This window comes from Sedimenticola hydrogenitrophicus, from assembly GCF_025175675.1.
Classification (GTDB): Bacteria; Pseudomonadota; Gammaproteobacteria; order Chromatiales; family Chromatiaceae; genus Sedimenticola; species Sedimenticola hydrogenitrophicus.
In genome coordinates, this window is sequence record NZ_JANIOA010000010.1 from 56,984 (window position 1) to 83,841 (window position 26,858).

The following is a 26,858-nucleotide window of genomic DNA, read 5'->3' on the forward strand; positions in this document are numbered from 1 at the left end:
TTGAAGGCAAACGCCCTTGAAGTTAAAAGAAAGCCCGGCGCAATAGGTAGCAGTTATTTCCATCCAGGCCCTGAAGCGGCGCAAAATGCTATAGACTTAGGGGAACATCGATCCAGGGGAGTTTAAATGATACCGGTGATTCTTTCAGGTGGTTCGGGTACGCGACTGTGGCCGCTGTCGCGTAGTCAGTATCCCAAGCAGTTCCTGCCGTTGGTGACGAACAACACCATGTTGCAGGAGACCGTTATCCGGCTGGAGGGTCTGGAGGGGGTCTCCGCCCCCATCGTGGTGTGTAACGAGGACCACCGTTTCATGGTGGCGGAGCAGTTGCGTGAGATGGGTGTGGAGGCACGGGCCATCCTGCTGGAACCGGTGGGGCGCAATACCGCGCCGGCGGTCGCCCTGGCGGCGCTGGAGGCCGTGGCCTCCGGAACGCCGGATGAGTTGTTGCTGGTGCTGGCCGCCGATCACGTCATCGTGGATATTCCCGCCTTTCATGGCGCCGTGACCACGGCCGCTGGGGCGGCTGCGGCCGACCGGCTGGTAACCTTCGGCGTGGTCCCCACCGGACCGGAGACCGGTTACGGCTATATCCGGCGGGGAGCGGCAGGCGACTGGGATGGCAGTTTCGCCGTCGAGCGCTTTGTCGAGAAACCCGACCTGGCCACCGCCAGCGCCTACATCGATGCCGGTGACTACTTCTGGAACAGCGGCATGTTCGTGTTCAAGGCGTCGCAATATCTGCAGGCGCTGAAACAACATCATCCGCAGATGCTTGCCGCCTGTAACCAGGCCTATGAAGACAGCAGGCGGTCACCCGATTTTGTGTGCCTGGGCAGGGAGGCGTTTGCCGCCTGCCCGGCCGATTCCATTGATTATGCGGTCATGGAGAAGACCGATCGCGCAGTGGTGGTGCCCCTGGATGCCGGCTGGAATGACGTGGGCTCCTGGTCGGCGCTGTGGGAGGTGGCGAGCAAGGATGGCGAGGGCAATTCACTGAAAGGGGATGTGCTGAGTGTCGATACCCACAACTCCTTTATCCAGTCCGAAAATAAACTGGTGGCCGTGGTCGGGCTGGACGACATGGTGGTGGTGGAGACGGATGATGCGGTGATGGTGTCCCCGAAGGCGCGGGTGCAGGAGGTGAAACAGATTGTCGATCTGCTGCGGGTCGCCGGACGCAGTGAGAGCGAGCTGCATCGCAAGGTGTATCGTCCCTGGGGCTATTACGATTCCATCGATATGGGAGAGCGGCACCAGGCGAAACGGATCGTGGTCAATCCGGGTGCCAAACTGTCGTTGCAGATGCATCACCACCGCGCCGAGCACTGGATTGTGGTCAAGGGCACCGCCAGCGTCACCCGGGGAGACGAGGTGATGCTGCTGACCGAGAACCAGTCCACCTATATCCCCATCGGCACCACCCACAGCCTGGAGAACCGGGGGGTCATCCCGCTGGAGATGGTGGAGGTGCAGACCGGCAGCTATCTGGGCGAGGACGACATCGTCCGCTTCGAGGACCTGTATGGGCGGATGGAATCCTGAATCGGCTCCCGGTGAATCCTCCATGCGTCAGTCGGGCCGACTCGGCCGTACTCGGGAAAATATTAGCCGCGAGGCGTGGTGCAAGAGGAGTGGTACAGGGATGTACCGATAACGGAGCCGAGGATGCAATGCACCGTTTACGGACCTAAGGACGGAATGAACGTAAATCCCCGAGGTAATCCTCCGCTCAGCCGGAACCACGGATGAACACAGATTCACACAGATAGGAGATCAGAATTCTGAATCTGTGTTTATCTGTGTGAATTCGTGGTTCTACAGGGGCTTGGGCGGCTCAGGCTGTTGTGGCGCCTTTGAGTCGTCCACCCAATAAGCCCCCGGCCTTACCGGTGGTAGTTAACTGAACGCGAATAGGGATAACTTCGCAATACACTTGCACACAGCCTGTAGGATGCCGGTGAGCTTGCGAACCGCATCGTTCGCGGGTCTCCGGATTGATGCGGTTCGTGCCGCACCGGCATCCTACACTCGGGGCAGCCTGCCGCGAGTCGTCAGCTCAGCCGCTCCTGTATCTCCTTCTCCAGCGCCTCAAACTGCTCCCGGCTGGCGAGCGGCTTGTTCTTTCTGTCGGTGATGAAGAAGGTGTCTTCCGCTTCGGCGCCGATGGTGGCGATCTTGGCACTGATCAGCTTCAGGTTGCATTTGGCAAAGGCGTAACCGACCTGGGATAGCAGACCGGGGCGATCATCGGTCAACAGCTTCATGATGGTGCGCTGGTTGCCATAGTCCTGGACAAAGTCGATGCGCGTCGGCGTGGAGAAGTGCTTGAGCCGCCGGGGGATGCGCCGGGAGACCACCAGGTTGGCCGACTCCGGGGCGATGAGGGTCGCTCGCAGCAGGTCGCAGATCTCCTCTCTTCTACCGATCTCCTCCACCGGGCTGCCATCCTGTTCCAGTACCAGGAAACTGTTCAGCGTGAGGCCGGTATGGGCGGTCTCGATGCGCGCGCTGACGATGTTCAGGCCCAGCTGGTCCAGCAGGCTGGTGGTGATGGCGAACAGGTCGTCACGGTCCGCGGCGTAGAGGAAGATTTCGGTACCGCCACGGGTGCTGGATTTGCGCAGCAGCACCAGGGGCAGCTGCGCGGGAGTGCTGGCGAGAATCATCCGGGTCTGCCAGGCGATCTCCTCCCAGGTGTGGTAGAGGAAGTAATCGATACTGAGGGTCGCCCAATGGGCGATCGCGGTGTCCGGGTTGATGCCTTCCGATTTCAGCAGATGCAGTGCCCCGGCCTGCTTGTTCTGCACGATCTCATCCCGCTCCTGGGGATTCTGCAGGCCGCGCAGCAGCGCCTGCTTGGTGGCGATGTAGAGCTCCCTGAGCAGGGAGTTTTTCCAGCTGTTCCACTTTTTCGGGTCGGTGGCGCGGATGTCCGCCATGGTGAGCAGGTAGAGATAGTCCAGGTGCACCGGGTTTTTCACCATCTGGGCAAAGTCCCGGATCACGTCCGGATCGCTGATGTCCTTGCGCTGGGCGGTGATGGACATCAGCAGGTGCTTCTCCACCAGCCAGGAGACCAGGCGGCTGTCATAGTCGCTCAGGCCGTGCAGCTTGCAGAAATCCCAGGCATCCCGGGCGCCCAGTTCCGAGTGGTCGCCGCCGCGGCCCTTGGCGATGTCGTGGAAGATGGCGGCAATGTAGACCAGCTCCGGTTTCGGCAGTTTCTCCATGATATCGCTGCACAGCGGGAATTCGCCCCGGTACTGGGGGACCGTCAGGCGCCGCAGGTTTCGCACCACGAACAAGATGTGCTTGTCCACGGTGAACACATGGAACAGGTCGTACTGCATGCGCCCGACGATATTGGCAAAGGCAGGAATATAGCGCGCCAGGATGCCATAGCGGTTCATGCGCCGCAGCTCATGGGTGATGCCGACCGGCTGGCGCAGGATCTCCATGAACAGGCTGCGGGCGCGGATGTCGGCGCGGAAGTCGTCATTGATCAGGTGCCGGTGGCTGCGGATCAGCCGGATGGTGCTGGCGCGCACACCGTTCAGTTCCGGGTGCTGCTCCATGACCAGAAACAGCTCCAGCAGCGCCAGCGGGTACTGGGTGAAGATGTCCTGGTGCACCACCTCCAGAAAGCCGCTGCGGGACTGGAAGCGGCGATTGATCGGCTTGGGTTCGTCCAGGTGGCATTTCAGCAGGATCACCTCCTGGAACAGCTGCAGCAGCATCTCGTTCATCCGCCGCAGGCGCAGCGCGGTACGATAATACTGCTGCATGAATTTCTCGACCCCCAGCTCCTGCTTGTCATCCGTGTAGCCGAACTGGCTGGCCAGGGTGCGCTGGTAGTCGAACAGGATGCGGTCCTCGCGGCGGCCGGTCAGCAGGTGGAGGGCGAAGCGGATGCGCCAGAGATAGTCCTGACAGTCCATCAGGTCCAGGTACTCCTCCTCGGTCAGGAAGCCGTGCACCACCAGATCGTGCATGGTCTTGGCGCCATAGTGGCGCTTGACCACCCAGCCCACCATCTGGATATCGCGCAGGCCACCCGGGCTCTCCTTGATATTGGGTTCCAGGTTGCTGATGGTCTCCTCGTAGCGCAGGTAGCGCTGTTTCTGCTCCTCCCACTTGGCGGTGAAAAACCGCGCACTCGGCCAGATGCGATCCGGACCGGTGGATGTCTGCATCTGCTGGAACAGCGACTCCTGTCCGACCAGCAGCCGTGCCTCCATGATATTGGTGGCGACGGTGATATCCTGTTTGGCCTCGCTGATGCACTCGGCAACGGTGCGCACGCTGTGACCCACCTCGAGCCCGATATCCCAGAAGAAGGTGAGCAGCTCGGCGAGCTTTTCGCCGTGGCGATCGGGATCCCGCTCATCCACCAGGATCATCAGGTCGATATCCGAGCCGGGGTGCAGCTCCATCCTGCCGTAACCGCCCACCGCGATCATGGCCGCGTCGGCGTCGGCGGGCATTTTCAGTTTCCACGCCTGGATCAGCAGGTTGTCGATCATCTGGGCGCGCAGCGGCACCAGGGCGGTGATCGGGTCCCCCTGTTCATAGCGGGCCTTGAGTACCTGGTAGATCTGCTTGATGGCGTCGCGGAAGATGGGCAACGGGTTGGCGGCTCCGTCCAGCCGCCCGGCGAACTGGTCTGGGTCGAATCGGGTCTCTGGGGTCATGGGCGGGTACCGGGTCAGGCGATGGACTGGGCAGGCTGTTCCCGCTCCTCGTCTCTCAGGGTGAGTACCTCATATCCCTCCTCGGTGACCAGAATGGTATGCTCCCACTGGGCGGAGAGGCTGCGGTCCTTGGTCACCACGGTCCAGCCGTCCGGGAGCATTTTCACCTGGCGTTTGCCGGCATTGATCATGGGTTCAATGGTGAAGCACATACCGGGAACCAGTTTGATCCCGGTCCCGGGAGTCCCGTAGTGCAGGACCTGGGGGTCTTCGTGGAAGCCGCGGCCGATGCCGTGGCCACAATACTCGTGCACCACCGAATAGTTATGGGATTCGGCGTATTGCTGGATGATATGGCCGATGTCTCCCAGGTGAGCCCCCGGCTTTACCTGGTTGATGCCGAGCCAGAGCGCCTCGTAGGTCACCTTGGTCAGGCGTCTGGCCAGGACCGAGGACTCGCCGACAAAGAACATCTTGCTGGTGTCGCCATGAAACCCGTCCTTGATGGTGGTGATGTCGATATTGATGATATCGCCGCTCTTGAGCTTTTTGTTCCCTGGGATGCCGTGGCAAACCTGGTGATTGACCGAGGTGCAGATGGACTTGGGGAAGCCGCGGTAGTTGAGGGGGGCGGGAATGGCATGCTGTACATTGACGATGTAGTCATGGCAGCGCCGGTCCAGCTCCTCCGTGGTGACTCCCGGTTGCACGTAGGGAGCGATCATCTCCAGCACTTCAGCGGCCAGCCGGCCGGATACCCGCATCTTCTCGATCTCTTCCGGGGTTTTGATGATTACACTCATGTAGATACTTATCCTGTGGTGTCGTGATTGCCCTGCCGTCCGGCCGGTTATCGGGCCTTACGCTATAGATTGCCATTGTAAAGGTTAATTTCGCCTTATTCACCTCTGCTGGTGCTGGGGTTGAAATGCCCCGTTCTGGCGAGAATGGCGGGGCGCGGAGTCCCCCGGGACGGCGCTACCGATTGTCGCCTGCCGGCTTCTGTGGTATAAAACGCGCCCCTGAATCGTGAGAACGCCAATTGGCGAACGGTCAGGGGGTGGTGGAATCGGTTCCACCGAACAAATACACACACGTACCGACACAGCTGTCGGGGTGCCCGGGAAACCGGGTCGCCAGTTGGGGTATGTGGAGGACTAACCCGTACAATTCGGAGCAATACATGAGCAACATCTCGATGCGTCAGATGCTTGAGGCTGGCGTGCACTTCGGTCATCAGACCCGCTACTGGAACCCCAAGATGGGGGCCTACATCTTCGGTCACCGCAACAAGATCCATATTCTGAATCTTGACAAGACCCTGCCACTGTACAAGGAAGCCATGAATTTCATGGGCTCGCTGGCTGCAAACGGCGGTAAAATCCTGTTTGTCGGCACCAAGCGCGCCGCCAGTGAAACCATCAAGGAAGAGGCGGCCCGCTGTGGCATGCCCTACGTCAACCACCGCTGGCTGGGTGGCATGCTGACCAACTTCAAGACCATCAAACAGCGCATCAAACGTCTGAAGGATCTCGAGGCGATGTTTGAAGACGGCACGATTGAGCGCTTCAACAAGAAGGAGGCCCTTGGCCTGCGCCGCGAGATGGAGAAGCTGGACCGCAGCCTGGGTGGCATCAAGGAGATGACCAGCCTGCCGGACGTGCTGTTTGTCATCGATACCGGGCACGAGGATATCGCCGTTGCCGAGGCGCGCAAGCTGGGTATCCCCGTGGTCGGCGTGGTGGACACCAATAACAATCCCGATGACATCGACTACGTGATCCCCGGAAACGACGACGCTATCCGCGCTATCCAGCTCTATGTGCAGGGTGCGGCGGCAGCCGTCCTGGAGGGGCGTGCCAGCGCGGCCCATCTCGGTGGCAAAGAGGGCAGTGTCGACGAGTTTGTCGAAGTGCCGGAAGAGAAGGCCAAGGCTGCGGAGTAATCCCTGTCGGCGAATTCCAGCGGGGAGTCGGGCGGGTGCCTGTGTTAGCGGTACCCGTTCGTCGCCCGGCGGATCAGCCGGGCGTGGATTGGAATATTGAACAGATAGCGGTTACGTCGATCGGATGACCGTAACGGCCACCCATCCGGGTAAGCGGTAACAGGTGCCGCGCACCTCGCGCCAGCCACCGACGGCCCGGACCCCAAAACCGCTATCTTCTTACACTAGCTTTAAAATAAGCGAGGAATTACGAATCATGGCGATTACAGCCTCTCTGGTAAAGGAACTGCGTGAGCGTACCGGTTCCGGCATGATGGAATGCAAAAAGGCGTTGGTCGAGGCCGATGGCGATATCGACGCAGCGATCGAGAACATGCGTAAATCAGGACAGGCAAAGGCTGCCAAGAAGGCGGGGCGTACCGCTGCTGACGGCCTGATAGTCATCCAGATGACCGATGACAACAAAAAGGGTGTCATGGTTGAAGTCAACTGTGAAACCGATTTTGTTGCCAAGGATGAGAATTTCACCTCATTTGCCAATGCCGTGGCGCAACGCGCCCTGGCCTCGGATGTGACCAGCGTCGAAGAGCTGTTGAATGCCCCGCTGCACGACGGCGAAGAGACCACCGTGAATACCGCGCGTGAGGCGCTCGTGGTGAAGATCGGCGAGAACATGAATGTGCGTCGGTTTGAGCGCTTCGAGTCCGCCAACGGCCGTCTGGCCAGCTACAGCCACGGCGCGCGTATCGGCGTGGTAGTGGATATCGAAGGCGCTGACGACGAACTGGCGAAGGACATCGCCATGCATGTGGCCGCCAGCAATCCGACCTGCGTCTCCGAGGAGCAGGTCTCTGCCGAACTGGTGGAAAAGGAGCGCGAGATCTTCAAGGTGCAGGCGCTGGAGAGCGGCAAGCCGGAGAATATCGTGGACAAGATTGTTGATGGCCGGGTACGCAAGTATCTGTCCGAGATCACCCTCCTGGGTCAGGCGTTCGTGAAAGACCCTGACACCACGGTGGAGAAACTGCTTGCCGGTGCCGGTGCCAAGGTCAACAGCTTCAAACGCTTTGAAGTGGGCGAGGGGATCGAAAAGAAGCAGGAAAACTTCGCCGATGAGGTGATGGCGCAGGTTCGCGGTGAATAACTAAACAAAAACAGTCCCGGTCTCCCGGGACTGTTTTTTTGTCCAGGGATGGACTTATGCCGCGGAGGCCATGAGGAGTGGTACAGGGATGTACCGATTACGGAGCCGAGGATGCCATGGTCGTAGGGGCAACCCCCCGTGGTTGCCCGGACAACGGGCAGGCACAGGGGCCTGCCCCTACGGGCGCGGAGGCCATGGATGGACAATACGTAGGGTGGACAAGCCCTGGACGCATCCACCGGATATCCTCGATACCTTGGGCCTTCACCGGGTTGATGGCTCGTTGTTATGTTAAAAATTTAGAGAATTTGTATGGCTGAATTGATCTGCCGGCGCATCCTGCTCAAGCTGAGTGGTGAGGCGCTGATGGGCACCGGAAGCTTCGGGATCGATCCCGAGGTGATCACCCGGGTGGCCAAGGATATCCAGGGGCTGGTCGATGCCGGCATCCAGGTGGGGCTGGTGATCGGCGGCGGAAATATTTTCCGCGGCGAGGGCCTGGCCAAGGCCGGCATGGACCGGGTTTCCGGTGATCACATGGGTATGCTGGCGACGGTCATGAACGCCCTGGCAATGCAGAACTCCCTGTTGAAGCTGGGTGTGCCAGCCCGTACCATGTCCGCCATCGGTATGGAACAGGTGTGTGAAACCTACGTACGCAGGAAGGCGGTGGAGTACCTGGATAAAGGCGAAGTGGTGCTGTTCGCCGCCGGCACGGGAAATCCGTTCTTTACCACCGACTCGGCGGCCAGTCTGCGCGCGATCGAGATCGGCGCCGACCTGATGATCAAGGCGACCAAGGTCGACGGGGTCTATTCGGCCGATCCGATGAAGGATCCCGATGCCGAATTTTATCCCCGAATCAGCTATGATAAGGCGCTGGCCGAGGGGCTGCAGGTGATGGACGCGACGGCGATCGTCTTGTGTCGCGACAACGCCATGCCGCTGCGGATCATGAATATCAACACCCCGGGCGCCCTGCTGCGCCTGGTGAAAGGCGAGGAAGTCGGTTCCCTTGTGGAGAGTGGAAATGATTGATGACATAAAAAAAGACGCGACAACGCGCATGGGTAAGAGTGTGGATGCGCTGGATCATGAGCTGGCCAAGGTGCGCACCGGCCGGGCTCATCCCAGCCTGCTGGACCATCTGACGGTCTCCTACTACGGTTCGGATGTGCCGCTCAGCCAAGTGGCCAATGTCACGGTGGATGATGCCCGTACCCTGGCCATTACGCCGTGGGAAAAGAACATGGTGCAGACCATCGAGAAGGCGATCATGAATTCCGATCTCGGTCTGAATCCCAATTCCGCCGGCACGGTGATTCGTGTACCGCTGCCGCCACTGACCGAGGAGCGCCGCAAGGATCTGATCCGGGTGGTGCGCAATGAGGCGGAGCAGGCCCGCGTGGCGGTGCGCAATATCCGCCGCGACGCCAACAGCGAACTGAAGAACCTGGTCAAGGAGAAGCTGATTTCCGAAGATGACGAGCGACGCGGTCAGGAGATCATCCAGAAACTGACGGATCAGCACATCAAGGAGATCGATGAGCATCTGGCGGTCAAGGAGAAGGACCTGATGTCGATCTGATCCGGAACAGCTGATAGCCAGGTCCAGGAGCAATATACAGGGGTCGGCGTCGGTTGGCGTCGCTATCTCAGGAGTCCAATGCTGAGGTGCGACGCGAATTCGATTCCGACCCCTCAAGCTAACTAGACACAATGCAGCAGCGGACAGAGGATTCGGGTTTAATGGAGGGTGATGGAGTGGCCCGGATACCACGGCATGTCGCCATTGTCATGGATGGTAACGGGCGTTGGGCGCAGCAGCGGAATCTCCCGCGTCATGCCGGGCACAAGGCGGGCGTGAAGTCGGTCCGTACCAGCGTGGAGGAGTCGGTCAGGCACGGCATCGAGGTGCTGACCCTGTTTGCCTTCAGCAGTGAAAACTGGAAGCGGCCGGCGGGCGAGGTCTCGCTGTTGATGGATCTGTTCATGGTGGCGTTGCAGCGCGAAGTGAAGCGTCTGAAACGCAATAACGTCCGGTTGCGGATTATCGGTGATCGCAGCGCATTTTCCGACAAGCTGCAGCAGCGCATCGCCGCCGCCGAGGCCGAGACTGCCGAGAACGACGGACTGGTACTGCAGATCGCCGCCAACTACGGTGGCCGCTGGGATATCGTCCAGTCGGTGAGGCATCTCGCTGCCCGGGTGGCGTCCGGCGAACTGACGGCGGAGCGGATCAGCGAAGCGGTCATCTCATCCGGGCTCTCGTTTTCCGACCTGCCCGACCCGGACCTGTTTATCCGCACCGGTGGCGAGCAACGGATCAGTAACTTTATGCTTTGGCAGTCCGCTTATACCGAACTCTTTTTCACCGACGCCTACTGGCCCGATTTTGACGCGCGGGCCTACGCCGCCGCCCTGGACTTTTTCGCCGCACGCCAGCGTCGCTTCGGTATGCTTGAGGAACAGCTGTCGAGTGCGACTCCCAACCCCCCGGATTCGACGGACTGACCATGCTGCTACAGCGAATCCTGACTGCCCTGGTACTACTGCCGCTGGTGATCGCGGGGGTACTTTATCTGCCGACCAGCGGATTCGCCCTGCTGTTGGCGGTGGTGATCCTGCTGGGGGCCGACGAATGGACCCGGCTGGCCGAACTGACCCGGCGCCCGCAGCGGCTCCTTTATCTGCTGACCATGGGGCTGGCCATGGCCGGGCTCAGCGCGATTCTGCAATATCCGCTGCCGAGCCTGGTGCTGTTCGCCGCAGTCAGTCTCGGCTGGCTGGTGATCTCCCTTTACATCATCCGCTACCGGCCGGATCGGGCGGTTAAACCGGGCCGGGCCGGCAAACTGCTGCTCGGTTATTTTGTCCTGCTGCCCACCTGGGCGGCGCTGGTCTATCTGCATGGCGAAGACGCGCAGGGGCCGGCCCTGGTGCTGTACGCCCTGTCGCTCTCCTGGGTGGCCGATACCGGTGCCTATTTCGCCGGCCGGCAGTGGGGAAGGGTCAATCTGTCGCCCCATATCAGTCCGAAAAAGACCCGCGAGGGGGTCTATGGCGCCCTGCTGGCGATCGGGTTGTGGAGTGGGGTGCTGATCTGGTTGCGCCCGGAGACGGGAACCTTGTGGCAGGTCGTGATACTCTGCCTGCTGGTCTGTCTGGTGTCGGTGGTCGGTGACCTGTTCGAGAGCCTGCTGAAGCGGCAGGCCGGCATCAAGGACAGCGGAAACCTGTTGCCCGGCCATGGGGGTATCCTGGACAGGATTGACAGTCTGACGGCGGTAGCCCCGGTGTTCACCCTGGGACTGCTGTTGCTGGGAGGTGGCGGGTGATTGGCTTGACGGTACTGGGTGCGACCGGATCTATCGGTATCAGTACGCTGGATGTGGTGGCGCGGCATCCGGACAAATATCGCATCGTGGCACTGACCGCCAATCGGGACGTCGAGGGGCTCTATCGTCAGTGCCGGCAGCATGCGCCCGAGTACGCCGTCATGGCGGATGGCGATGCGGCACGCCGTCTGGAGGGTCGGCTCAAGGGTGCGGGCTTGTCGATAAAGGTATTGACCGGCGTGGAGGGCCTGGAGCATGTGGCCTCCATGGCGGGCGTGGACTATGTCATGGCGGCGATTGTCGGCGCGGCCGGTCTGCTGCCCACACTGGCGGCGGCGCGGGCAGGCAAGCGGGTGCTGCTGGCCAACAAGGAGGCGCTGGTGGTCTCCGGCGCGCTGTTCATGCAGGCCGTGGAGCAGGGTGGGGCGGAAATCCTGCCGATCGACAGCGAGCATAATGCGGTGTTTCAGTGCATGCCGGCCGATTTTCGCCGCGGGCTGGACCGGGTGGGTGTGTCGCGCATCCTGTTGACCGCCTCCGGGGGACCGTTCCGCACGCTCTCGCTGGATCAATTGCAGAATGTGACTCCGGACCAGGCCTGCGCCCATCCCAATTGGGATATGGGACGCAAGATCTCGGTGGATTCCGCCACCATGATGAACAAGGGACTGGAGGTGATCGAGGCCTGCTGGCTGTTCCATACCACGCCGGATCGCATCAAGGTGGTGCTGCATCCGCAAAGCGTCATCCACTCCATGGTCGCCTATGCCGACGGCTCGGTGCTCGCGCAACTGGGCAATCCCGATATGCGTACCCCGATCGCCCACGCCCTGGCGTGGCCCGAGCGCATCGAGTCCGGGGTGGCCCCCCTGGATCTGTTCGAGGTGGCGCGGCTGGATTTCGAGCCACCCAGCTTGGAGCGGTTTGCCTGCCTGCGGTTGGCCTACGAGGCGATCGAGGCCGGCGGCACCGCCCCGGCCATTCTCAATGCGGCCAATGAGGTCGCGGTGGCGGCGTTCCTTGGCGGAAAATTGGGGTTTACCGATATACCGTGGGTGATCGGCTCGGTGCTCGAAACCCTGCCCGGACGGCATGACGCCGATCTGGAGACCCTGCTTGCGGTGGATGGCGAGGCCCGCCGCCGGGCGGAACAATTGATCCGCGAGCGGGTCTGATCTGTCGCCATGACATCATTTCTATTCACAGTTGCCTCATTTGTCGTTGCCCTGGGCATCCTGATCGCGGTTCACGAATTCGGCCACTTTTGGGTGGCAAGGAAGCTGGGCGTCAAGGTGTTGCGGTTTTCCATCGGTTTCGGCAAGCCGCTGCTGACCTTCCGGGGGCGGCCGTCGGCGGCTGAAGCGGCTGCGGGGGCCGCGCCCGGCGATCGTCACTCCGAGGCGGACCTGGGCACCGAGTATGTGGTCGCGGCCATCCCGCTGGGTGGCTATGTGAAGATGCTCGATGAGCGGGAGGGGGCGGTTCCCGAACGCTATCTGCACCAGGCCTTCAACCGACAGTCGCTGGCGGTTCGCTCGGCCATCGTCGCGGCCGGACCGCTGTTCAATTTCGCCTTTGCCATACTCGCCTTCTGGTTTATCGGTGTCTACGGCGATACCGGATCGCGGCCCTGGATCGGTGAGGTGGCGGAGTCGACCATTGCTGCCGAGGCGGGGTTTGCCGCCGATGACGAGATTCTCTCTGTGGGCGATACCCGGACGCCGACCTGGGAGTCGGCCGTCTACACGTTGTTGACCAATGCCACCTCGGGTGATGACGTGAGCGTCACGGTGCGGGATGCCGCCGGTCTCGAGCGGCTGCGCATACTGCCGGGTGATCGTCTGCTGGTCTTGGCGGAGGATGGCCGGTTGCTGGAGCGTCTCGGTCTTGCGCCAAAACGGCCGGTGATCGAGCCGGTGATCGGGCAGGTGGTGGCGGGCGAGGCCGCCGAATCGGCGGGTCTCAAGGCAGGTGACCGGGTGCTCTCGATCGATGGTCGGGAGGTGGGGTCATGGTCCGAACTGGTCGACTATATCCAGCGCCACCCGGCGACCCTGGTGGAGATGCGCATTTCCCGTGACGGTGCCGAGCGACCGATCAAGCTGATTGTCGGGCAAAAGGATCAGGGCGAGCAGGCGGTCGGACGCATCGGCGCGGGGCCCCATGTGCCGGAAGGCTTGTTCGACGATTACCGGGTGGAGGTGCGTTACGGCCCCCTGGAGGCGGTGCCCATGGCGGCGATCAAGACCGGTGATATGTCGCTGTTCATGCTGAAAATGCTGGGCCGGATGGTGATCGGGGAGATCTCCGTCAGAAACCTCAGCGGCCCCATCTCGATTGCCCAGACGGCGGGTCGCACTGCGAGCTTCGGGCTGACCCAATTCCTCAAGTTCCTGGCGCTGGTCAGTATCAGCCTGGGGGTGCTTAACCTGTTGCCGGTACCCATTCTGGACGGTGGCCACCTGTTCTACTTTCTGCTGGAGGCGATCAAGGGGAGCCCGGTCTCCGAGACGGCCCAGGCCTTCGGGCAGCGGATCGGACTGGTGATTCTGCTTGGTCTGATGAGCCTGGCCTTTTACGTGGATATCGCAAGACTGTTCAATTCGTAATTAATTCCCCCTGCCCCTTGGGTAGGTTCGAAAGTTTATTTATACTAGTGCACTTTTGGGGTCAGTGGGTACTTTGGAAGCATGGGCTGGCGTCAAAAAAATTATGAATATCATAGCGATAGCATGATCATGTTCGGTTTGAAATAGAGATCGAATTTCAGGCCTCCATCTACCCTTTTTCATATCGGGAGCGGAAACGGTTATCCCGGTTTCGCCAGGGTGAGGGGCTCGGTTGTCATGGATAGACTTAAAAAACAAAACCTTATAAAGATAATATGAACCTGGTTATTAAATTGCGACTGTTACTGACTCTCATCATCCTGGTTCTGCCTCAATTGGCATTCAGTGATACCTTCGTCGTCAAGGACATCCGGGTTGACGGGCTGCAGCGTATCTCGCCCGGAACGGTGTTCAATTACCTGCCGGTGAAGATCGGACAGCAGATCGAGTCGGATGCCACCGGGGATATTATCCGCGCACTCTATAAGACCGGTTTTTTCAAGGATGTGAAGCTGGAGCGGCAGGGAGATGTGCTGATCATCTTTGTCACCGAGCGGCCGGCGATCGCCAAGATTGAAATTCAGGGGAACAAGGCGCTTGAGACCGAACCATTGTTGTTGGCACTGAAGGATATCGGACTTGCGGAGGGTCGGGTATTCAACCGCTCGGTGCTGGACAAGATCGAGCAGGAATTGCAGCGGCAGTATTTCAACTTGGGCAAGTACGCAGTCAAACTCTCCTCGACCGTGACCCCCCTGGAACGTAACCGGGTGGCGATCAATATCGATATCTCGGAAGGGGGGACGGCGCGGATCAAGAAGATCAATATCATCGGCAACCGCGCCTTTGACGAGGAGGAGTTGCTGGATGAGTTCTCCCTCAATACCACCGGCTTTCTCTCCTCCTTCACCAAGGATGACCAGTACTCCCGGCAGAAACTCTCCGGCGATCTGGAAAAGCTGCGCTCGTTCTATCTGGATCGCGGTCATATCAATTTCGCGATTACCTCGACCCAGGTCTCCATTACCCCGGACAAACGGGATATCTATGTCACCATCAATATCGAAGAGGGCGAGGTATACACCATTAACGATATTCTGCTGACCGGTGATCTGGTGCTGCCCAAGGAAGCGTTTTTCCCGATGATTCATCTGGTACGTGGCGAGGTATTTTCCCGGAAAGAGGTGATCGGCAGTGCCGAGCGCATCAATACCCTGCTGGGCAACAACGGCTATGCCTTCGCCAATGTCAACAGCATCCCGGATATCGACGAAGAGAAGAAGCAGGTGGCCATCACCTACTTTGTGGATCCCGGCAAGCGGGTCTATGTGCGGCGGGTCAATATGAAGGGCAACAGCTCCACCCGCGACGAGGTGCTGCGCCGGGAGATGCGCCAGCTGGAGTCAGCCTGGTATTCCGCCGACCAGGTGACCCGTTCACGGGAGCGTCTGCAGCGCTTGGGGTTCTTCGATGAGGTAAATGTGGAGACCCCAGCTGTAGCGGGATCTACCGATCAGGTGGATCTGAATATCGCGGTGGTCGAAAAGCCGATGGGCAACCTGATGGCGGGTCTCGGCTTCTCCCAGTCCGATGGTGTGATCTTCAGCACCAGCCTGAGCCAGAAGAACTTTCTGGGCACCGGCAAGCAGGTCTCGCTGGCATTCGATAACAGTGATTCCAGCACCCATTACCGGCTGGGCTATGTCAATCCCTACTACACGGTCGACGGGATCAGCCGGGGCTTCAACCTGAGTTATCAGAAAACCGATTTCGACGAGGTGGATACGGCGAAATACCTGACCGACACCGGAACCGTCGGGGTGGTGTTCGGGGTGCCGATCACCGAGACCGACCGGGTCAATTTTACCGCCGACCTGCTGCACACCACGTTCAAGCCGGCGGAGATCTCGCCGTCCAGCGAGGTGCTCGCCTTCAGGACGGAGAACGGCGACTCCTTCCTCGACTTCAAGATCGGCACCAGCTGGACCCGGGATTCCCGCGACTCCTCGCTGCTGCCCACCCAGGGGGCGACGCAGAGCCTGAGCGCCTCGGCCACCCTGCCCGGCAGTGACCTGGAGTACTACAAGATCGCCTACAAGCACAAGCGCTACTTCCCGCTGAACAACGCCTTCACCCTGGCGCTCAATGGCGATCTCGCTTATGGTGATGTCTATGGCGAGACTTCGCGACTGCCCCTGTGGGAGAACTTCTTCGCCGGCGGCATCAGGACGGTTCGGGGGTTCAAGGATCACAGCCTGGGACCGCGTGACACGCTTAACGGTTTACCTAATGATCCGATTGGTGGAAACATAAAAATCGTCGGCAATGCCGAGCTGTTCTTCCCGGCGCCCTTCAAGTTGATGGAGAAGTCGATTCGCCTTGGCCTGTTTTTTGACGCGGGTAATGTATTCTCCACCCACGGCGGGGCGGATTTCGACCTGAGTGAGCTGCGTTACTCCACCGGGGCCTCGGCCATGTGGCTCTCCCCCATGGGCGCGCTGGGTATGAGCCTGGGTGTTCCGCTCAATGAGAAACCGGGTGATGATACGGAGATATTCCAGTTCACCTTCGGTACCGCATTCTAAGTATCAGGAGATTAAATTGAAGAAGTCAGCCTTAAGCATCCTTGCGATATTTCTGTTCAGTCTGATTTCGGCGGCGGGGGCGGCCGAATTTAAAGTCGGTGTCGTTGACCTGAATAAAGTGATGGAGCAGTCACCCCAGGCCCAGGAGATCAGCAATGCCCTGAAGAAAGAGTTCCAGGCACGCGATCAGGACCTGATTGCCAAGGCCAAACAGCTGAAGCAGCTGGAAGACAAACTGACCCGCGATGCCGCGGTGATGAGTACGGAAGAGGCCAAGCGGCTCGAGAACGACATCCGCTCCCGGCGTCGTCAGTTGACCACCAATCGCACGGAGTTTCGTGAAGATGCGAACCTGCGTCGCAACGAGGCGGTCAACCGGCTGTTGCGCAAAGTGGGTGAAGTGGTCAGCCAGATCGGTGAAGAGGAGCAGGTGGATGTGATCCTGACCGATGGGGTGGCCTATTTCAACAAGCGGGTTGATCTCACGGCGAAAGTCCTGCAGCGCCTTGAAGAGCTGGCTAAAACCTCCAAGTAGGACGGGCCGGTGAGCGCAGCGGTGTATCGCCTGGCGGACCTGGCGAGGCGTGTAGGGGCCGAATTGTTCGGCGATGGTGAGGTCACCATCAGTCATACCGACACCATACAGGACGCCGCCGAGGGTGCGATCTGTTTTCTGGCCAACAGCAAATATCGCCACTACCTGGCGACCACCGGTGCCTCCGCGGTGATACTGAGCCGCGAGGATGCCGCGGACTCCCCGGTGGCGGGGCTGATCTCGGACAACCCCTACCTGACATACGCCCGGGTCGCCTCACTGCTTTATCCGCTGACGGAGGTGACCGGTGGTGTGCATGCCTCCGCCGTTATCGCCGACAGCGCGAAAATCGATCCGCACGCCTGGGTGGGACCCTGCGCGGTGATTGGGGCAAACGTGGAAATTCAGGCGGGAGTCTGGATTGGCCCGGGTTGCGTGATCGATGCGGGCAGCCGCCTGGGCGAGCACACCCGCCTGGTGGCCAATGTGACCATCTGTGCCGGCACGGTTATCGGCAGACGGGTGTTGATCCATCCCGGAGCGGTGATCGGCAGCGATGGCTTCGGCAATGCCAACGATCGGGGTGCGTGGGTCAAGGTGCCGCAGATCGGCATTGTCAGGATTGGCGATGATGTGGAGATCGGTGCCAATACCACCATTGATCGGGGTGCCTTGCGGGACACCCTGATCGCCGATGGCGTGAGACTGGACAACCAGATCCAGATTGCGCATAACGTGCGTATCGGGGAGCATACGGCGATTGCCGGATGCGCCGGCATTGCCGGGTCCACCACGGTTGGTAAATATTGCACCCTGGGGGGCGGGGTCGGCCTGTCCGGGCATCTTGAGATTGGGGACAACGTGCATTTTTCCGGTCAGAGCCTGGTTACCCGCTCATTCAAGGAACCCGGATACTACAGCGGGAATCTGCCCGCGGTTTCCAACGGCGAATGGCGCAAAACCATCGCCCGGATCAGGCGCCTGGAAAGCGTCATCCAGCGGTTGAATGCGTTGGAAAAACAGGTTTTTACCGATAAATCTGAAAACCATGGGGATGAGCGGGATTAGGGGCCTGTCGGGTTTAACCGACAGCCTCCTGGAGCGGTCGTCAAAAATCCGATCCGATAACTGTATATATCTTGATCGCTGGATGTTCCGTTGCGGCGGCTGGGGAGTGTAATTTGAGTACGATGGATATCAACAAGGTGCTGACGCTGTTGCCGCACCGCTACCCGTTCCTGCTGATTGACCGGGTACTCGATTTCGAGAAGGATACCCGGCTCCTGGCGTTGAAGAACGTCACCTATAACGAGCCCTTTTTCAATGGTCATTTCCCCATCAGGCCGGTGATGCCCGGGGTGCTGATTGTGGAGGCGATGGCGCAGGCGACCGGTCTGCTGGCCATGGAATCCAACCCGGAGACGGTGAGCGATACCACGGTTTACCTGTTCGTCGGGATCGACAAGGCGCGCTTCAGGCGCCCCGTGGAGCCCGGCGATCAGCTGATGATCGAGGTGCGCCAGAACGCGATCAAGCGGGGCATTGGCGTGTTTTCCTGTACCGCCAAGGTGGATGGCCAAGTCGCCGCTAGCGCGGAAATCATGTGTACAGCCCGGGATTTCGCTCCTTGATCGATTCAAAAGCCGCCATCGATCCCACCGCCGAGCTGGATGAAGGGGTCTCGGTTGGACCTTTCAGCGTGATAGGCCCCGGCGTTTGCATTGGCAAGGGGACCTGGATCGGGCCGCATACGGTGATCAAGGGCCCGACCACCATCGGCGAGGAGAACCGGATCTTCCAGTTCGCCTCGGTCGGAGAGGATCCACAGGATAAGAAGTACGCCGGTGAGGAGACCCGGCTGGAGATTGGCGATCGCAATGTGATTCGCGAATTCACCACCATTAATCGCGGCACCGCCCAGGATGCCGTGGCGACCCGGATCGGCAACGATAATCTGCTCATGGCCTATACCCATGTGGCCCATGATTGCCAGCTGGGGGATCACATCATCATGGCCAATGCCGCCTCCCTCGGCGGACATGTGATCATCGGTGACTGGGCCATCCTGGGCGGATTCACCATGGCGCATCAGTTTTCCCATATCGGTGCGCACAGCTTCTGTGCCATGGGGTCGGTGATCAACAAGGACATTCCGCCCTATGTCACGGTGAGCGGACACCCGGCCAGGCCCTATGGTATCAACTCGGAAGGATTGCGGCGGCGCGATTTTCCCGACCTCACCATTCAACATATCAAGCGCGCTTTCAAGATCATCTACAAGCAGCAGCACACGGTCGACGAGGCGCTGCAGGCCTTGCGTCTGCTGGAGCCGGAGTGCCCGGAAATCGGTCTCTTCATCGCCTTCCTGGAGCAGAGCGAGCGCGGCATTGTCCGCTGAGCTCGGGTGGTCCCGAGATATGACAGGATCCAGTTCAAACCTTGTGGCCGGAGGCAATCGTAGGATGCTGGTGAGCTTGCGAACCGCATCATTTGCGGAAAGACTTGATGCGGTTCGTGCCACTCACCGCATCCTACCGCGCTAACCTAAAGAATCCGGCTATGCTGAAAATCGGAATAGTTGCCAATGAACCCTCGGGTGATCTGCTCGGGGCCGGGGTGATGCGCGAAATCCGCAGCCGCCATCCGGATGCCCGTTTCGAGGGCGTGGGCGGGCCGCTGATGATGGCGCAGGGTTGCCACTCACTCTATGCCATGGAACGTTTGTCGGTCATGGGACTGGTCGAGGTGCTGAAACACCTGCCGGAGCTGCTGTCGATCCGCAAACAGTTGCGTAACCATTTTCTGCTCGACCCACCGGATGTGTTCATCGGCATCGACGCCCCCGATTTCAATCTGGGCCTGGAAACGGTCCTGAAAAAGGCCGGGATTCCCACGGTGCACTATGTCAGCCCAACGGTCTGGGCCTGGCGTCCTGGACGGGTGAAGAAGATCCGCGCGGCGGTCGACCTGATGCTGAGCATTTTCCCCTTCGAGTCGGAATTCCTCGAACGGCACCGGGTTCCGGTCCGCTATGTCGGTCACCCGCTGGCCGATGAGATTCCGCTGGAGAACGACCGCGCAGCCGCCCGGACGGCGTTGGGCGTGGCCGACCGGCCGCATGTGGTGGCCCTGCTGCCCGGCAGCCGGGTGGGGGAGGTCGAGTCGTTGTCGGCGACCTTTATCCAGGCGGCCCTGCGGCTTATCGAGCGCTATCCCGACGTCCATTTTCTGGTACCGCTGATCAACCGGCGCACCCGCACCGCCTTCGAAGCCATCCTCAACCGTGAGGCCCCGGACCTGCCGGTCACGCTGGTCGACGGGCAGGCGAGAGCGGCGATGATCGCCGCCGATGTAGTGCTCACCGCGTCGGGAACCGCGACCCTGGAGGCGCTGTTGCTGAAGCGTGCCATGGTGGTGGCCTACCGGCTCAACCCGCTCACCTACTGGATCGTCAAGCGCTTCAATCTGGTTAGGATTCCCTATGTGGCGATGGCAAACCTGCTTGCGGATGAGGCATTGGCGCCCGAATTCATTCAGGGCGCGGCCACCCCCGAAGCGCTGGCGGAGGCCCTGAGTGAACTGCTGGAGTCTCCGGAACGGGTAAACGCTATCCAGCAGCGCTACGCCGAGCTGCATCGGACACTGCAACAGGACTCCAGCCGCAAGGCGGCGGAGGCGGTGCTCTCCCTGATCGGCCACAACGGGAGTCCCGGATAATGTCCGAGCTGCTACTGATTGCCGGGGTGGATGAAGTCGGCAGAGGCCCACTGGCCGGACCGGTGGTGGCGGCCGCGGTGATTCTGGATCCGGCTCGACCCATCGCCGGGCTGGCCGACTCGAAGAAGCTCAGCGAGAAACGCCGTGAGCAGCTTGAGCTGGAGATACTGGAGAAGGCGCTCTGCTGGTCACTGGGGCGGGCGGAAGTGGAGGAGATCGACCGGCTCAATATCCTGCATGCCAGTCTGCTGGCGATGAAAAGGGCGGTTGAGGCGCTCGTCACCCCGCCCGGCCATGCCCTGATCGACGGCAACCGCTGTCCCGAACTTCCCTGCAGTGCCGAGGCCATCATCGGTGGCGATGCCAGCGAACCGGCCATCAGCGCCGCCTCGATCCTGGCCAAGGTGGCGCGGGACCGGGAAATGGTGCTGCTGGATCAGCGTTATCCGGGGTATGGACTGGCGCAGCACAAGGGCTACCCCACCAAGGCCCATGTGCAGGCGCTGCGTGAAATCGGCGTCAGCCCGATCCACCGGCGCTCGTTCGGCCCGGTGAAAAAGCTCCTGGAGGGTGGCTGATCCAGGCCGCTCCTCCTATGAAGAATTGTTTGTCAGGTCATAGGGCGCCCCATGGGCGCCATCGGCGGGCACGGCCCGCCCGATGAGTAGTGCCAAGGTAATGCGGGAGCAGAGCCTGCCTATATCCGAACCACGGATCCACATGGATGGACACAGATGGATTAACCCTCCAGCCGGGCATATGCATGTCCCCCCGCGCGGCCAACCGCCTGTTGGGCGGCTTCCTTATCCAAAATCCGTGTGTATCCGTGTGCATCCGTGGTGCCTTTTCGGATTCCTCGTTCCCACGCTCCGAGACTGTGAAAGTATTCTGGCTGATCAACGCCGCAAAAAAATTGACCGCCTGAGAAGCCCGTAGAGAGGCGATCGCCATCTCGGGAAGGGTTGGAGTACCCCCCTTTTCGCGTCATCCGGCAATACTTTCACAGTCTCTCCGCGTGGGAATGCATACAGGAAACCCTTGCGCGCTTTGCGCCTCTGCGAGAGTCAATTAGCTCAGCCGGCAACCCCTGCCACCCGGCCGGTTTGGCGGACAGATAATCTCCGGCGGGGTATGATCCCGATCTGAAATTTCCTCCGCGACTGGGTTACAATACGACGACTATGCAACCGGCCTTCATCCATCTGCGCGTGCACTCCGAATACTCCCTGGTCGACGGGCTGGTGCGGATCAAACCGCTGGTCGCACGGGTGGCCGAGCTGGGTATGCCGGCGGTGGCGGTGACCGATCAGTCCAACCTGTTCTCCCTGGTCAAATTCTACAAGGCCTCCATCGCCGCCGGGGTGAAGCCGATCAGCGGCGTGGATGTCTGGATCCGCGATCCGGAGGACCCCAACAACCCGTTCCGGCTGCTGCTGCTGGTGCAGAATCCCCGGGGCTACCGCAACCTCACCTGCCTGGTCTCCAGAAGCTACCGCGAGGGCCAGCACCTGGGCAAGGCGATGCTGGAGGCGGAGTGGTTCACCCGGGACAGCTGCGAGGGGCTGATCGCGCTCTCGGGCGGGCGTGCCGGGGATATTGGCCGGGCACTGCTGGCGGGCAACCCGGCGGAGGCCGAGCGGCGTCTGCGCCACTGGCTGGAGCTGTTCGGCGACCGCTTCTACCTGGAACTGCACCGTACCGGGCGGGGCGGCGAGGAGCGTTGCCTGCACGCCAGCATCGCGCTGGCCACCCACCTGGATGTGCCGGTGGTGGCCACCAACGATGTACGCTTTCTCACCCCGGACGATTTCGAGGCCCATGAGGTGCGGGTCTGTATCCACGAGGGGCGCACCCTGGATGACGCCAGGAGACCCAAGCTCTACAACCGCGAGCAGTACCTGCGCACGGCGGAGGAGATGCTGGAGCTGTTCGCCGACATCCCGGAGGCGCTGGAAAACAGCGTGGAGATCGCCCGCCGCTGCAATATCGAACTGACCCTGGGGAAAAATTTCCTGCCCGACTTTCCCATCCCCGAGGGCATGACCATCGAGGAGTTCTTCTCCCGCGAGTCGATGCGCGGCCTGGAACAGCGCCTGGAGATCATTCTCGACCGTAGCGATCCCGGGTATGCCGGCCAGCGCAAGGTCTACGACGAGCGCCTGCGGATCGAGCTGGATGTGATCAACCAGATGGGCTTCCCCGGCTACTTCCTGATCGTCGCCGATTTCATCCAGTGGGCCAAGGATAATGGTATTCCGGTGGGGCCGGGGCGCGGTTCCGGTGCCGGCTCCATTGTCGCCTACGCCCTGAAGATCACCGATCTCGACCCCATCGAACACGAGCTGCTGTTCGAGCGCTTCCTCAATCCCGAACGTGTCTCCATGCCCGATTTCGACGTCGACTTCTGCATGGATAACCGGGATAGGGTGATCGACTATGTGGCGCGCAAGTACGGCCGCGACTCGGTCTCCCAGATCATCACCTACGGCTCGATGGCCGCCAAGGCGGTGGTGCGGGATGTGGGCCGGGTGTTGGGCCACCCCTACGGCTTCACCGACCGCATCGCCAAGATGATCCCGTTCGAGATCGGCATGACGCTCAAAAAGGCGCTGCAGGAGAGCGAGGAGCTGGCGGCCGCCTTTCGTGACGAGGAGGAGGTGACCCAACTGATCGAGATGGCGAGAAAGCTCGAGGGCCTGGCGCGCAATGCCGGCAAGCATGCCGGCGGCGTGGTGATCGCCCCGGGCCTGCTGACCGATTTCACCCCGCTCTACTGCGAGCCGGGGGGCGCCAATCTGGTCACCCAGTTCGACAAGGACGATGTGGAGCAGGTGGGGCTGGTGAAGTTCGACTTTCTCGGCCTCAGGACCCTCACCATCGTCGACTGGGCGCTGAAGACGGTCAACCGCAAACGCCGGGAGCAGGGGGAGGAGCCGGTGGATATCACCCTGATCCCCATGGACGATGCCGACGCCTTCGTGTTGTTGAAAAAATGCGAGACCACCGCGGTATTCCAGCTCGAATCGCGCGGCATGAAGGAGCTGATCAAGAAGCTGCAGCCGGACTGTTTCGATGACATCACCGCACTGGTGGCCCTGTTCCGTCCCGGACCGCTGCAGTCGGGCATGGTGGATGACTTCATCGCGCGCAAACACGGGCGCCAGGAGGTGGTCTACCCGCACCCGGACCTGGAGCCGATCCTGCGCTCCACCTACGGGGTGATCCTGTACCAGGAACAGGTGATGCAGATCGCCCAGGTGCTGGCCGGCTACTCCCTGGGGGGCGCCGACCTGCTGCGTCGCGCCATGGGCAAGAAGAAGCCCGAGGAGATGAAGAAGCAGGGCGAGATCTTCCGCCAGGGCGCCGTGGCCCGGGGCGTGGACGAGGAGGTGGCCACCTATATCTTCGACCTGATGGAGAAGTTCGCCGGCTACGGCTTCAACAAGTCCCACTCCGCCGCCTATGCCCTGGTTTCCTATCAGACCATGTGGCTCAAGGCGCATTACCCCTCGGCGTTCATGGCGGCGGTGCTGTCGGCGGATATGGATACCACCGAGAAAGTGGTGACGCTCATTGAGGAGTGCCGCAGCATGGGCCTGGTGGTCAACCCGCCCCACGTCAACCACTCCGAGTATATGTTCACGGTCGGTGACGCAAGCGAGGTGATCTACGGGCTGGGCGCCATCAAGGGGGTGGGCGAGTCGGCCATCGAGAGCATTATCGAGGCGCGCCAGTCGGGCGGGCGGTTCAAGGATATCTACGAATTCTGCCGCCGCATCGATCAGCGCAAGGTCAACCGGCGGGTCCTGGAATCCCTGCTCAAGGCCGGCGCGCTGGATGAGCTTGGGGTCAACCGCGCCACCCTGATGAACCAGCTGCCGCTGGCGCTGAAGATGGCCGAGCAGCACCATGCCAGCCTGGCGGCGGGACAGGAGGATCTGTTCGGTATCGCCGATCCCGAGCCGCAGGCGACGGTCGCCTCGCAGATGATCCCCGAGGATGCCGAGGAGTGGGAGGATGAGATCCGCCTGCAGGGCGAGAAGGAGACCCTGGGACTCTACCTGACCGGGCATCCGATCGATCGCTACGTCCCGGAGATGAGCGGACTGGGGGTCACCCGGATCGGCAATCTCTCCCTGGAGGGGGGCGAGGGCGGTGGCGGTGGCGGCTACCAGAAACGCTCCAAACAGCGGGTCATGGTGGCGGGGCTGGCGCTAGCGGTGAGTCACCGCCAGACCCAGCGCGGGCGTATGGGATCGGTGGTGCTGGATGACCGCAGTGGCCGCATCGAGATCACCCTGTTTTCCGACGCCTATGAGACGTTCAAGGATCTGCTGGTCAGTGACCGTATCCTGCTGGTGGCGGGTAATCTGAATTATGACGAATACCGGGGCGGCCTGAGTATCCGGGTCGATCAGGTGATGGAGTTCCAGCACGCACGGGCGTTGAATGCCGCCGCCCTGCGGCTTAGCTGGGACCATCGGCTGCTGGCGCAACGGCGGACCACCGCCCACGATTTTGCCGAAGAGCTGCGTACCGTGCTGACCCCCTATCAGGGGGGTGTTTGCGATATCCAGATCTGTTATCAGGGGGTATCGTCCGCCGCTGCACTGGTCTGCGATGAGGCGTGGCGCGTACAGCCGGCCGACGAGCTGTTGCGCCAGCTTTCGCGGCTGCTGGGTATGGAATCGGTGGAAGTGATTTACAATCGCGGACGTGTTGCCGAGCGACAGGATGCCGGGGTGCCGGCGTGACCTGGAGCGACCGATATATAGAATCCTGGTAACTACTCATGGGGTGAGTAGGATGTAGTCAGTGGATAAGCCGGTAGGTGCACCCACCAATGCTCACGGGGTGATTGGCCTACCTTGCCGGCCTCACGTGATGGCTTGTTTCCTCGAATCCGGCCCTTTTTTCAGCGCCTGCCCAAACTCGCTTCGCTCAAACAAGGGCAGGCTTGAATCTGAAAAAAGGGCCGGATTCGAGGCGCCATCAAGATCGACCAACAAGGCAGACCAATCACTTACACACCGGGTGAGTAGCTCGGTAGGGTGGGCACGCTTTTTGTGCCCACGCGGAAGGTGTGGCATGGGACAAAAAGGTGGGCACAGACTACGTGCCCACCCTACGTGGCTTTGACCAGCCGTTTCGCTATTCGCGTTCATTCGCGGCTTCAATAAACGGCATTCGACAATAGCCGATTTTGGTAGCCATTCCCATATCCATCAAAATGGTCTTGGGGATGGCCCGATAATCTGTTATCTGCAAACCTAATCCGGTATATTTCGCCCATGGACATGAACTTTCTAGAATTTGAACAACCGATTGCCGAACTCGAGGCGAAGATCGAAGAGCTGCGCCTGGTCGGCAACGACAACGAGATCAATATCCAGGACGAGATCACCCGCCTGGAGACCAAGAGCCGGTCACTTACCGAATCGCTCTATCAGAACCTGAAGCCGTGGCAGATTGCCCAGGTGGCCAGGCATCCGCTACGGCCCTATATGCTCAACTACATCGAGCATATTTTTGAGGACTTCCATGAGATGCACGGCGATCGGGCGTTTGCCGACGATCACGCCATTATCGGCGGCGTGGCCCGCCTCGACGGGCGTCCGGTGATGCTGATCGGTCAGCAGAAGGGGCGCGACACCAAGGAGAAGCTGTTCCGCAATTTCGGCATGCCGCGTCCGGAAGGCTACCGCAAGGCATTGCGCCTGATGGAGACGGCGGAGCGCTTCAAGCTGCCCATCCTCACCTTTATCGATACCCCCGGGGCCTATCCCGGTATCGGAGCGGAAGAGCGCGGCCAGAGCGAGGCGATCGCGAAAAACCTGCTGGTGATGTCCGGGCTCAAGACCCCCATCGTCTGCACCGTCATGGGCGAGGGCGGCTCCGGTGGCGCACTGGCCATCGGTGTCGGCGACCGGGTGATGATGCTCCAGTACAGCACCTATTCGGTGATCTCGCCGGAGGGGTGTGCCTCGATCCTGTGGAAGAGCGCCGACAAGGCCCCGCTGGCGGCCGAGGCGATGGCCATCACCTCGGACCGGCTCAAGGAGCTGGACCTGATCGACCGGATTATTCCCGAGCCGCCGGGTGGTGCCCATCGGGACCCGGAAGGTGCGGCCAAAAACCTGAAGTCGGCGTTGTTGGCCTCATTGCAGGAGCTGGATCAGAAACCCCTGGAGCAACTGTTGGAGGAGCGCTACCAGCGTCTGATGGGGTATGGTACCTTCCAGGGATAATTCAGGGTAACTGCTCACGGGGTAATTGGCCTGACTTGCCGGC

Annotated in this window: 20 protein-coding genes; 18 read left to right on the top strand and 2 right to left on the bottom strand. The window is 60.8% G+C overall.

Annotated features, from left to right (window positions below):
* Positions 1-126 precede the first annotated feature (126 nt).
* Complete coding sequence (locus NPX02_RS07565) at positions 127-1,545, top strand: mannose-1-phosphate guanylyltransferase/mannose-6-phosphate isomerase (RefSeq protein WP_260292884.1); 1,419 nt, start codon at positions 127-129, stop codon at positions 1,543-1,545.
* Between the two features lie 509 nt (positions 1,546-2,054).
* On the opposite strand, the gene glnD is transcribed toward NPX02_RS07565, so the two are convergent.
* Together glnD and map are read right to left on the bottom strand one after the other, a co-directional pair.
* Positions 2,055-4,694 carry a [protein-PII] uridylyltransferase gene (gene glnD / locus NPX02_RS07570; RefSeq protein ID WP_260292885.1) on the bottom strand — a complete coding sequence of 880 codons (2,640 nt, stop codon included), beginning with the start codon at positions 4,692-4,694 and terminating at the stop codon, positions 2,055-2,057.
* Positions 4,695-4,708: 14 nt separating this feature from the next.
* Positions 4,709-5,509, bottom strand: coding sequence for a type I methionyl aminopeptidase (gene map / locus NPX02_RS07575; protein ID WP_260292931.1), 801 nt, complete (start codon positions 5,507-5,509; stop codon positions 4,709-4,711).
* Between the two features lie 383 nt (positions 5,510-5,892).
* Here map and rpsB point away from each other — a divergent pair, with 383 nt between their 5' ends.
* The 17 genes from rpsB (at position 5,893) to accA (ending at position 26,815) form a co-directional block, all read left to right on the top strand.
* Positions 5,893-6,639 (top strand): 30S ribosomal protein S2, encoded by a 747-nt coding sequence (gene rpsB / locus NPX02_RS07580; protein ID WP_335342532.1) that lies wholly within the window; start codon positions 5,893-5,895, stop codon positions 6,637-6,639.
* Positions 6,640-6,895: 256 nt separating this feature from the next.
* A complete protein-coding gene (tsf, locus tag NPX02_RS07585; RefSeq protein ID WP_260292887.1) occupies positions 6,896-7,783 on the top strand; it encodes a translation elongation factor Ts in 888 nt (295 codons plus the stop codon).
* A gap of 312 nt (positions 7,784-8,095) precedes the next feature.
* Entirely contained in the window at positions 8,096-8,821 is a 726-nt protein-coding gene (pyrH, locus tag NPX02_RS07590) for a UMP kinase (protein ID WP_260292888.1), read from the top strand.
* Positions 8,814-9,371, top strand: a complete 558-nt coding sequence (gene frr, locus NPX02_RS07595; protein WP_260292889.1) for a ribosome recycling factor — start codon at positions 8,814-8,816, stop codon at positions 9,369-9,371. Before pyrH ends, frr begins: the two co-directional genes overlap by 8 nt.
* Positions 9,372-9,532: 161 nt before the next feature.
* A complete protein-coding gene (locus NPX02_RS07600; RefSeq protein WP_260292890.1) occupies positions 9,533-10,297 on the top strand; it encodes an isoprenyl transferase in 765 nt (254 codons plus the stop codon).
* Between the two features lie 2 nt (positions 10,298-10,299).
* Entirely contained in the window at positions 10,300-11,121 is an 822-nt protein-coding gene (locus NPX02_RS07605; RefSeq protein WP_260292891.1) for a phosphatidate cytidylyltransferase, read from the top strand.
* Positions 11,118-12,296, top strand: coding sequence for a 1-deoxy-D-xylulose-5-phosphate reductoisomerase (gene ispC, locus NPX02_RS07610; protein ID WP_260292892.1), 1,179 nt, complete (start codon positions 11,118-11,120; stop codon positions 12,294-12,296). Before NPX02_RS07605 ends, ispC begins: the two co-directional genes overlap by 4 nt.
* 9 nt (positions 12,297-12,305) lie before the next feature.
* On the top strand, positions 12,306-13,730 hold the full coding sequence (rseP, locus tag NPX02_RS07615) for an RIP metalloprotease RseP (protein WP_260292893.1): 1,425 nt from the start codon (positions 12,306-12,308) through the stop codon (positions 13,728-13,730).
* A gap of 275 nt (positions 13,731-14,005) precedes the next feature.
* Positions 14,006-16,315 (top strand): outer membrane protein assembly factor BamA, encoded by a 2,310-nt coding sequence (gene bamA / locus NPX02_RS07620; protein ID WP_260292894.1) that lies wholly within the window; start codon positions 14,006-14,008, stop codon positions 16,313-16,315.
* Between the two features lie 16 nt (positions 16,316-16,331).
* Complete coding sequence (locus NPX02_RS07625; protein WP_260292895.1) at positions 16,332-16,850, top strand: OmpH/Skp family outer membrane protein; 519 nt, start codon at positions 16,332-16,334, stop codon at positions 16,848-16,850.
* A 9-nt stretch (positions 16,851-16,859) separates the two neighbouring features.
* Positions 16,860-17,918, top strand: coding sequence for a UDP-3-O-(3-hydroxymyristoyl)glucosamine N-acyltransferase (gene lpxD / locus NPX02_RS07630; protein WP_260292897.1), 1,059 nt, complete (start codon positions 16,860-16,862; stop codon positions 17,916-17,918).
* Between the two features lie 122 nt (positions 17,919-18,040).
* Entirely contained in the window at positions 18,041-18,481 is a 441-nt protein-coding gene (fabZ, locus tag NPX02_RS07635; RefSeq protein ID WP_260292933.1) for a 3-hydroxyacyl-ACP dehydratase FabZ, read from the top strand.
* Positions 18,478-19,248: an acyl-ACP--UDP-N-acetylglucosamine O-acyltransferase gene (gene lpxA / locus NPX02_RS07640; protein ID WP_260292898.1), complete on the top strand. Its 771-nt coding sequence runs from the start codon at positions 18,478-18,480 to the stop codon at positions 19,246-19,248. The genes fabZ and lpxA overlap by 4 nt, the downstream gene beginning before the upstream one ends.
* 161 nt (positions 19,249-19,409) lie before the next feature.
* Positions 19,410-20,567: a lipid-A-disaccharide synthase gene (lpxB, locus tag NPX02_RS07645; protein ID WP_260292899.1), complete on the top strand. Its 1,158-nt coding sequence runs from the start codon at positions 19,410-19,412 to the stop codon at positions 20,565-20,567.
* Positions 20,567-21,145: a ribonuclease HII gene (gene rnhB, locus NPX02_RS07650; RefSeq protein ID WP_260292900.1), complete on the top strand. Its 579-nt coding sequence runs from the start codon at positions 20,567-20,569 to the stop codon at positions 21,143-21,145. The genes lpxB and rnhB overlap by 1 nt, the downstream gene beginning before the upstream one ends.
* A 603-nt stretch (positions 21,146-21,748) precedes the next feature.
* Entirely contained in the window at positions 21,749-25,321 is a 3,573-nt protein-coding gene (dnaE, locus tag NPX02_RS07655; RefSeq protein ID WP_260292901.1) for a DNA polymerase III subunit alpha, read from the top strand.
* Positions 25,322-25,858: 537 nt separating this feature from the next.
* Positions 25,859-26,815 carry an acetyl-CoA carboxylase carboxyl transferase subunit alpha gene (gene accA, locus NPX02_RS07660; RefSeq protein WP_260292902.1) on the top strand — a complete coding sequence of 319 codons (957 nt, stop codon included), beginning with the start codon at positions 25,859-25,861 and terminating at the stop codon, positions 26,813-26,815.
* Positions 26,816-26,858: the final 43 nt, after the last annotated feature.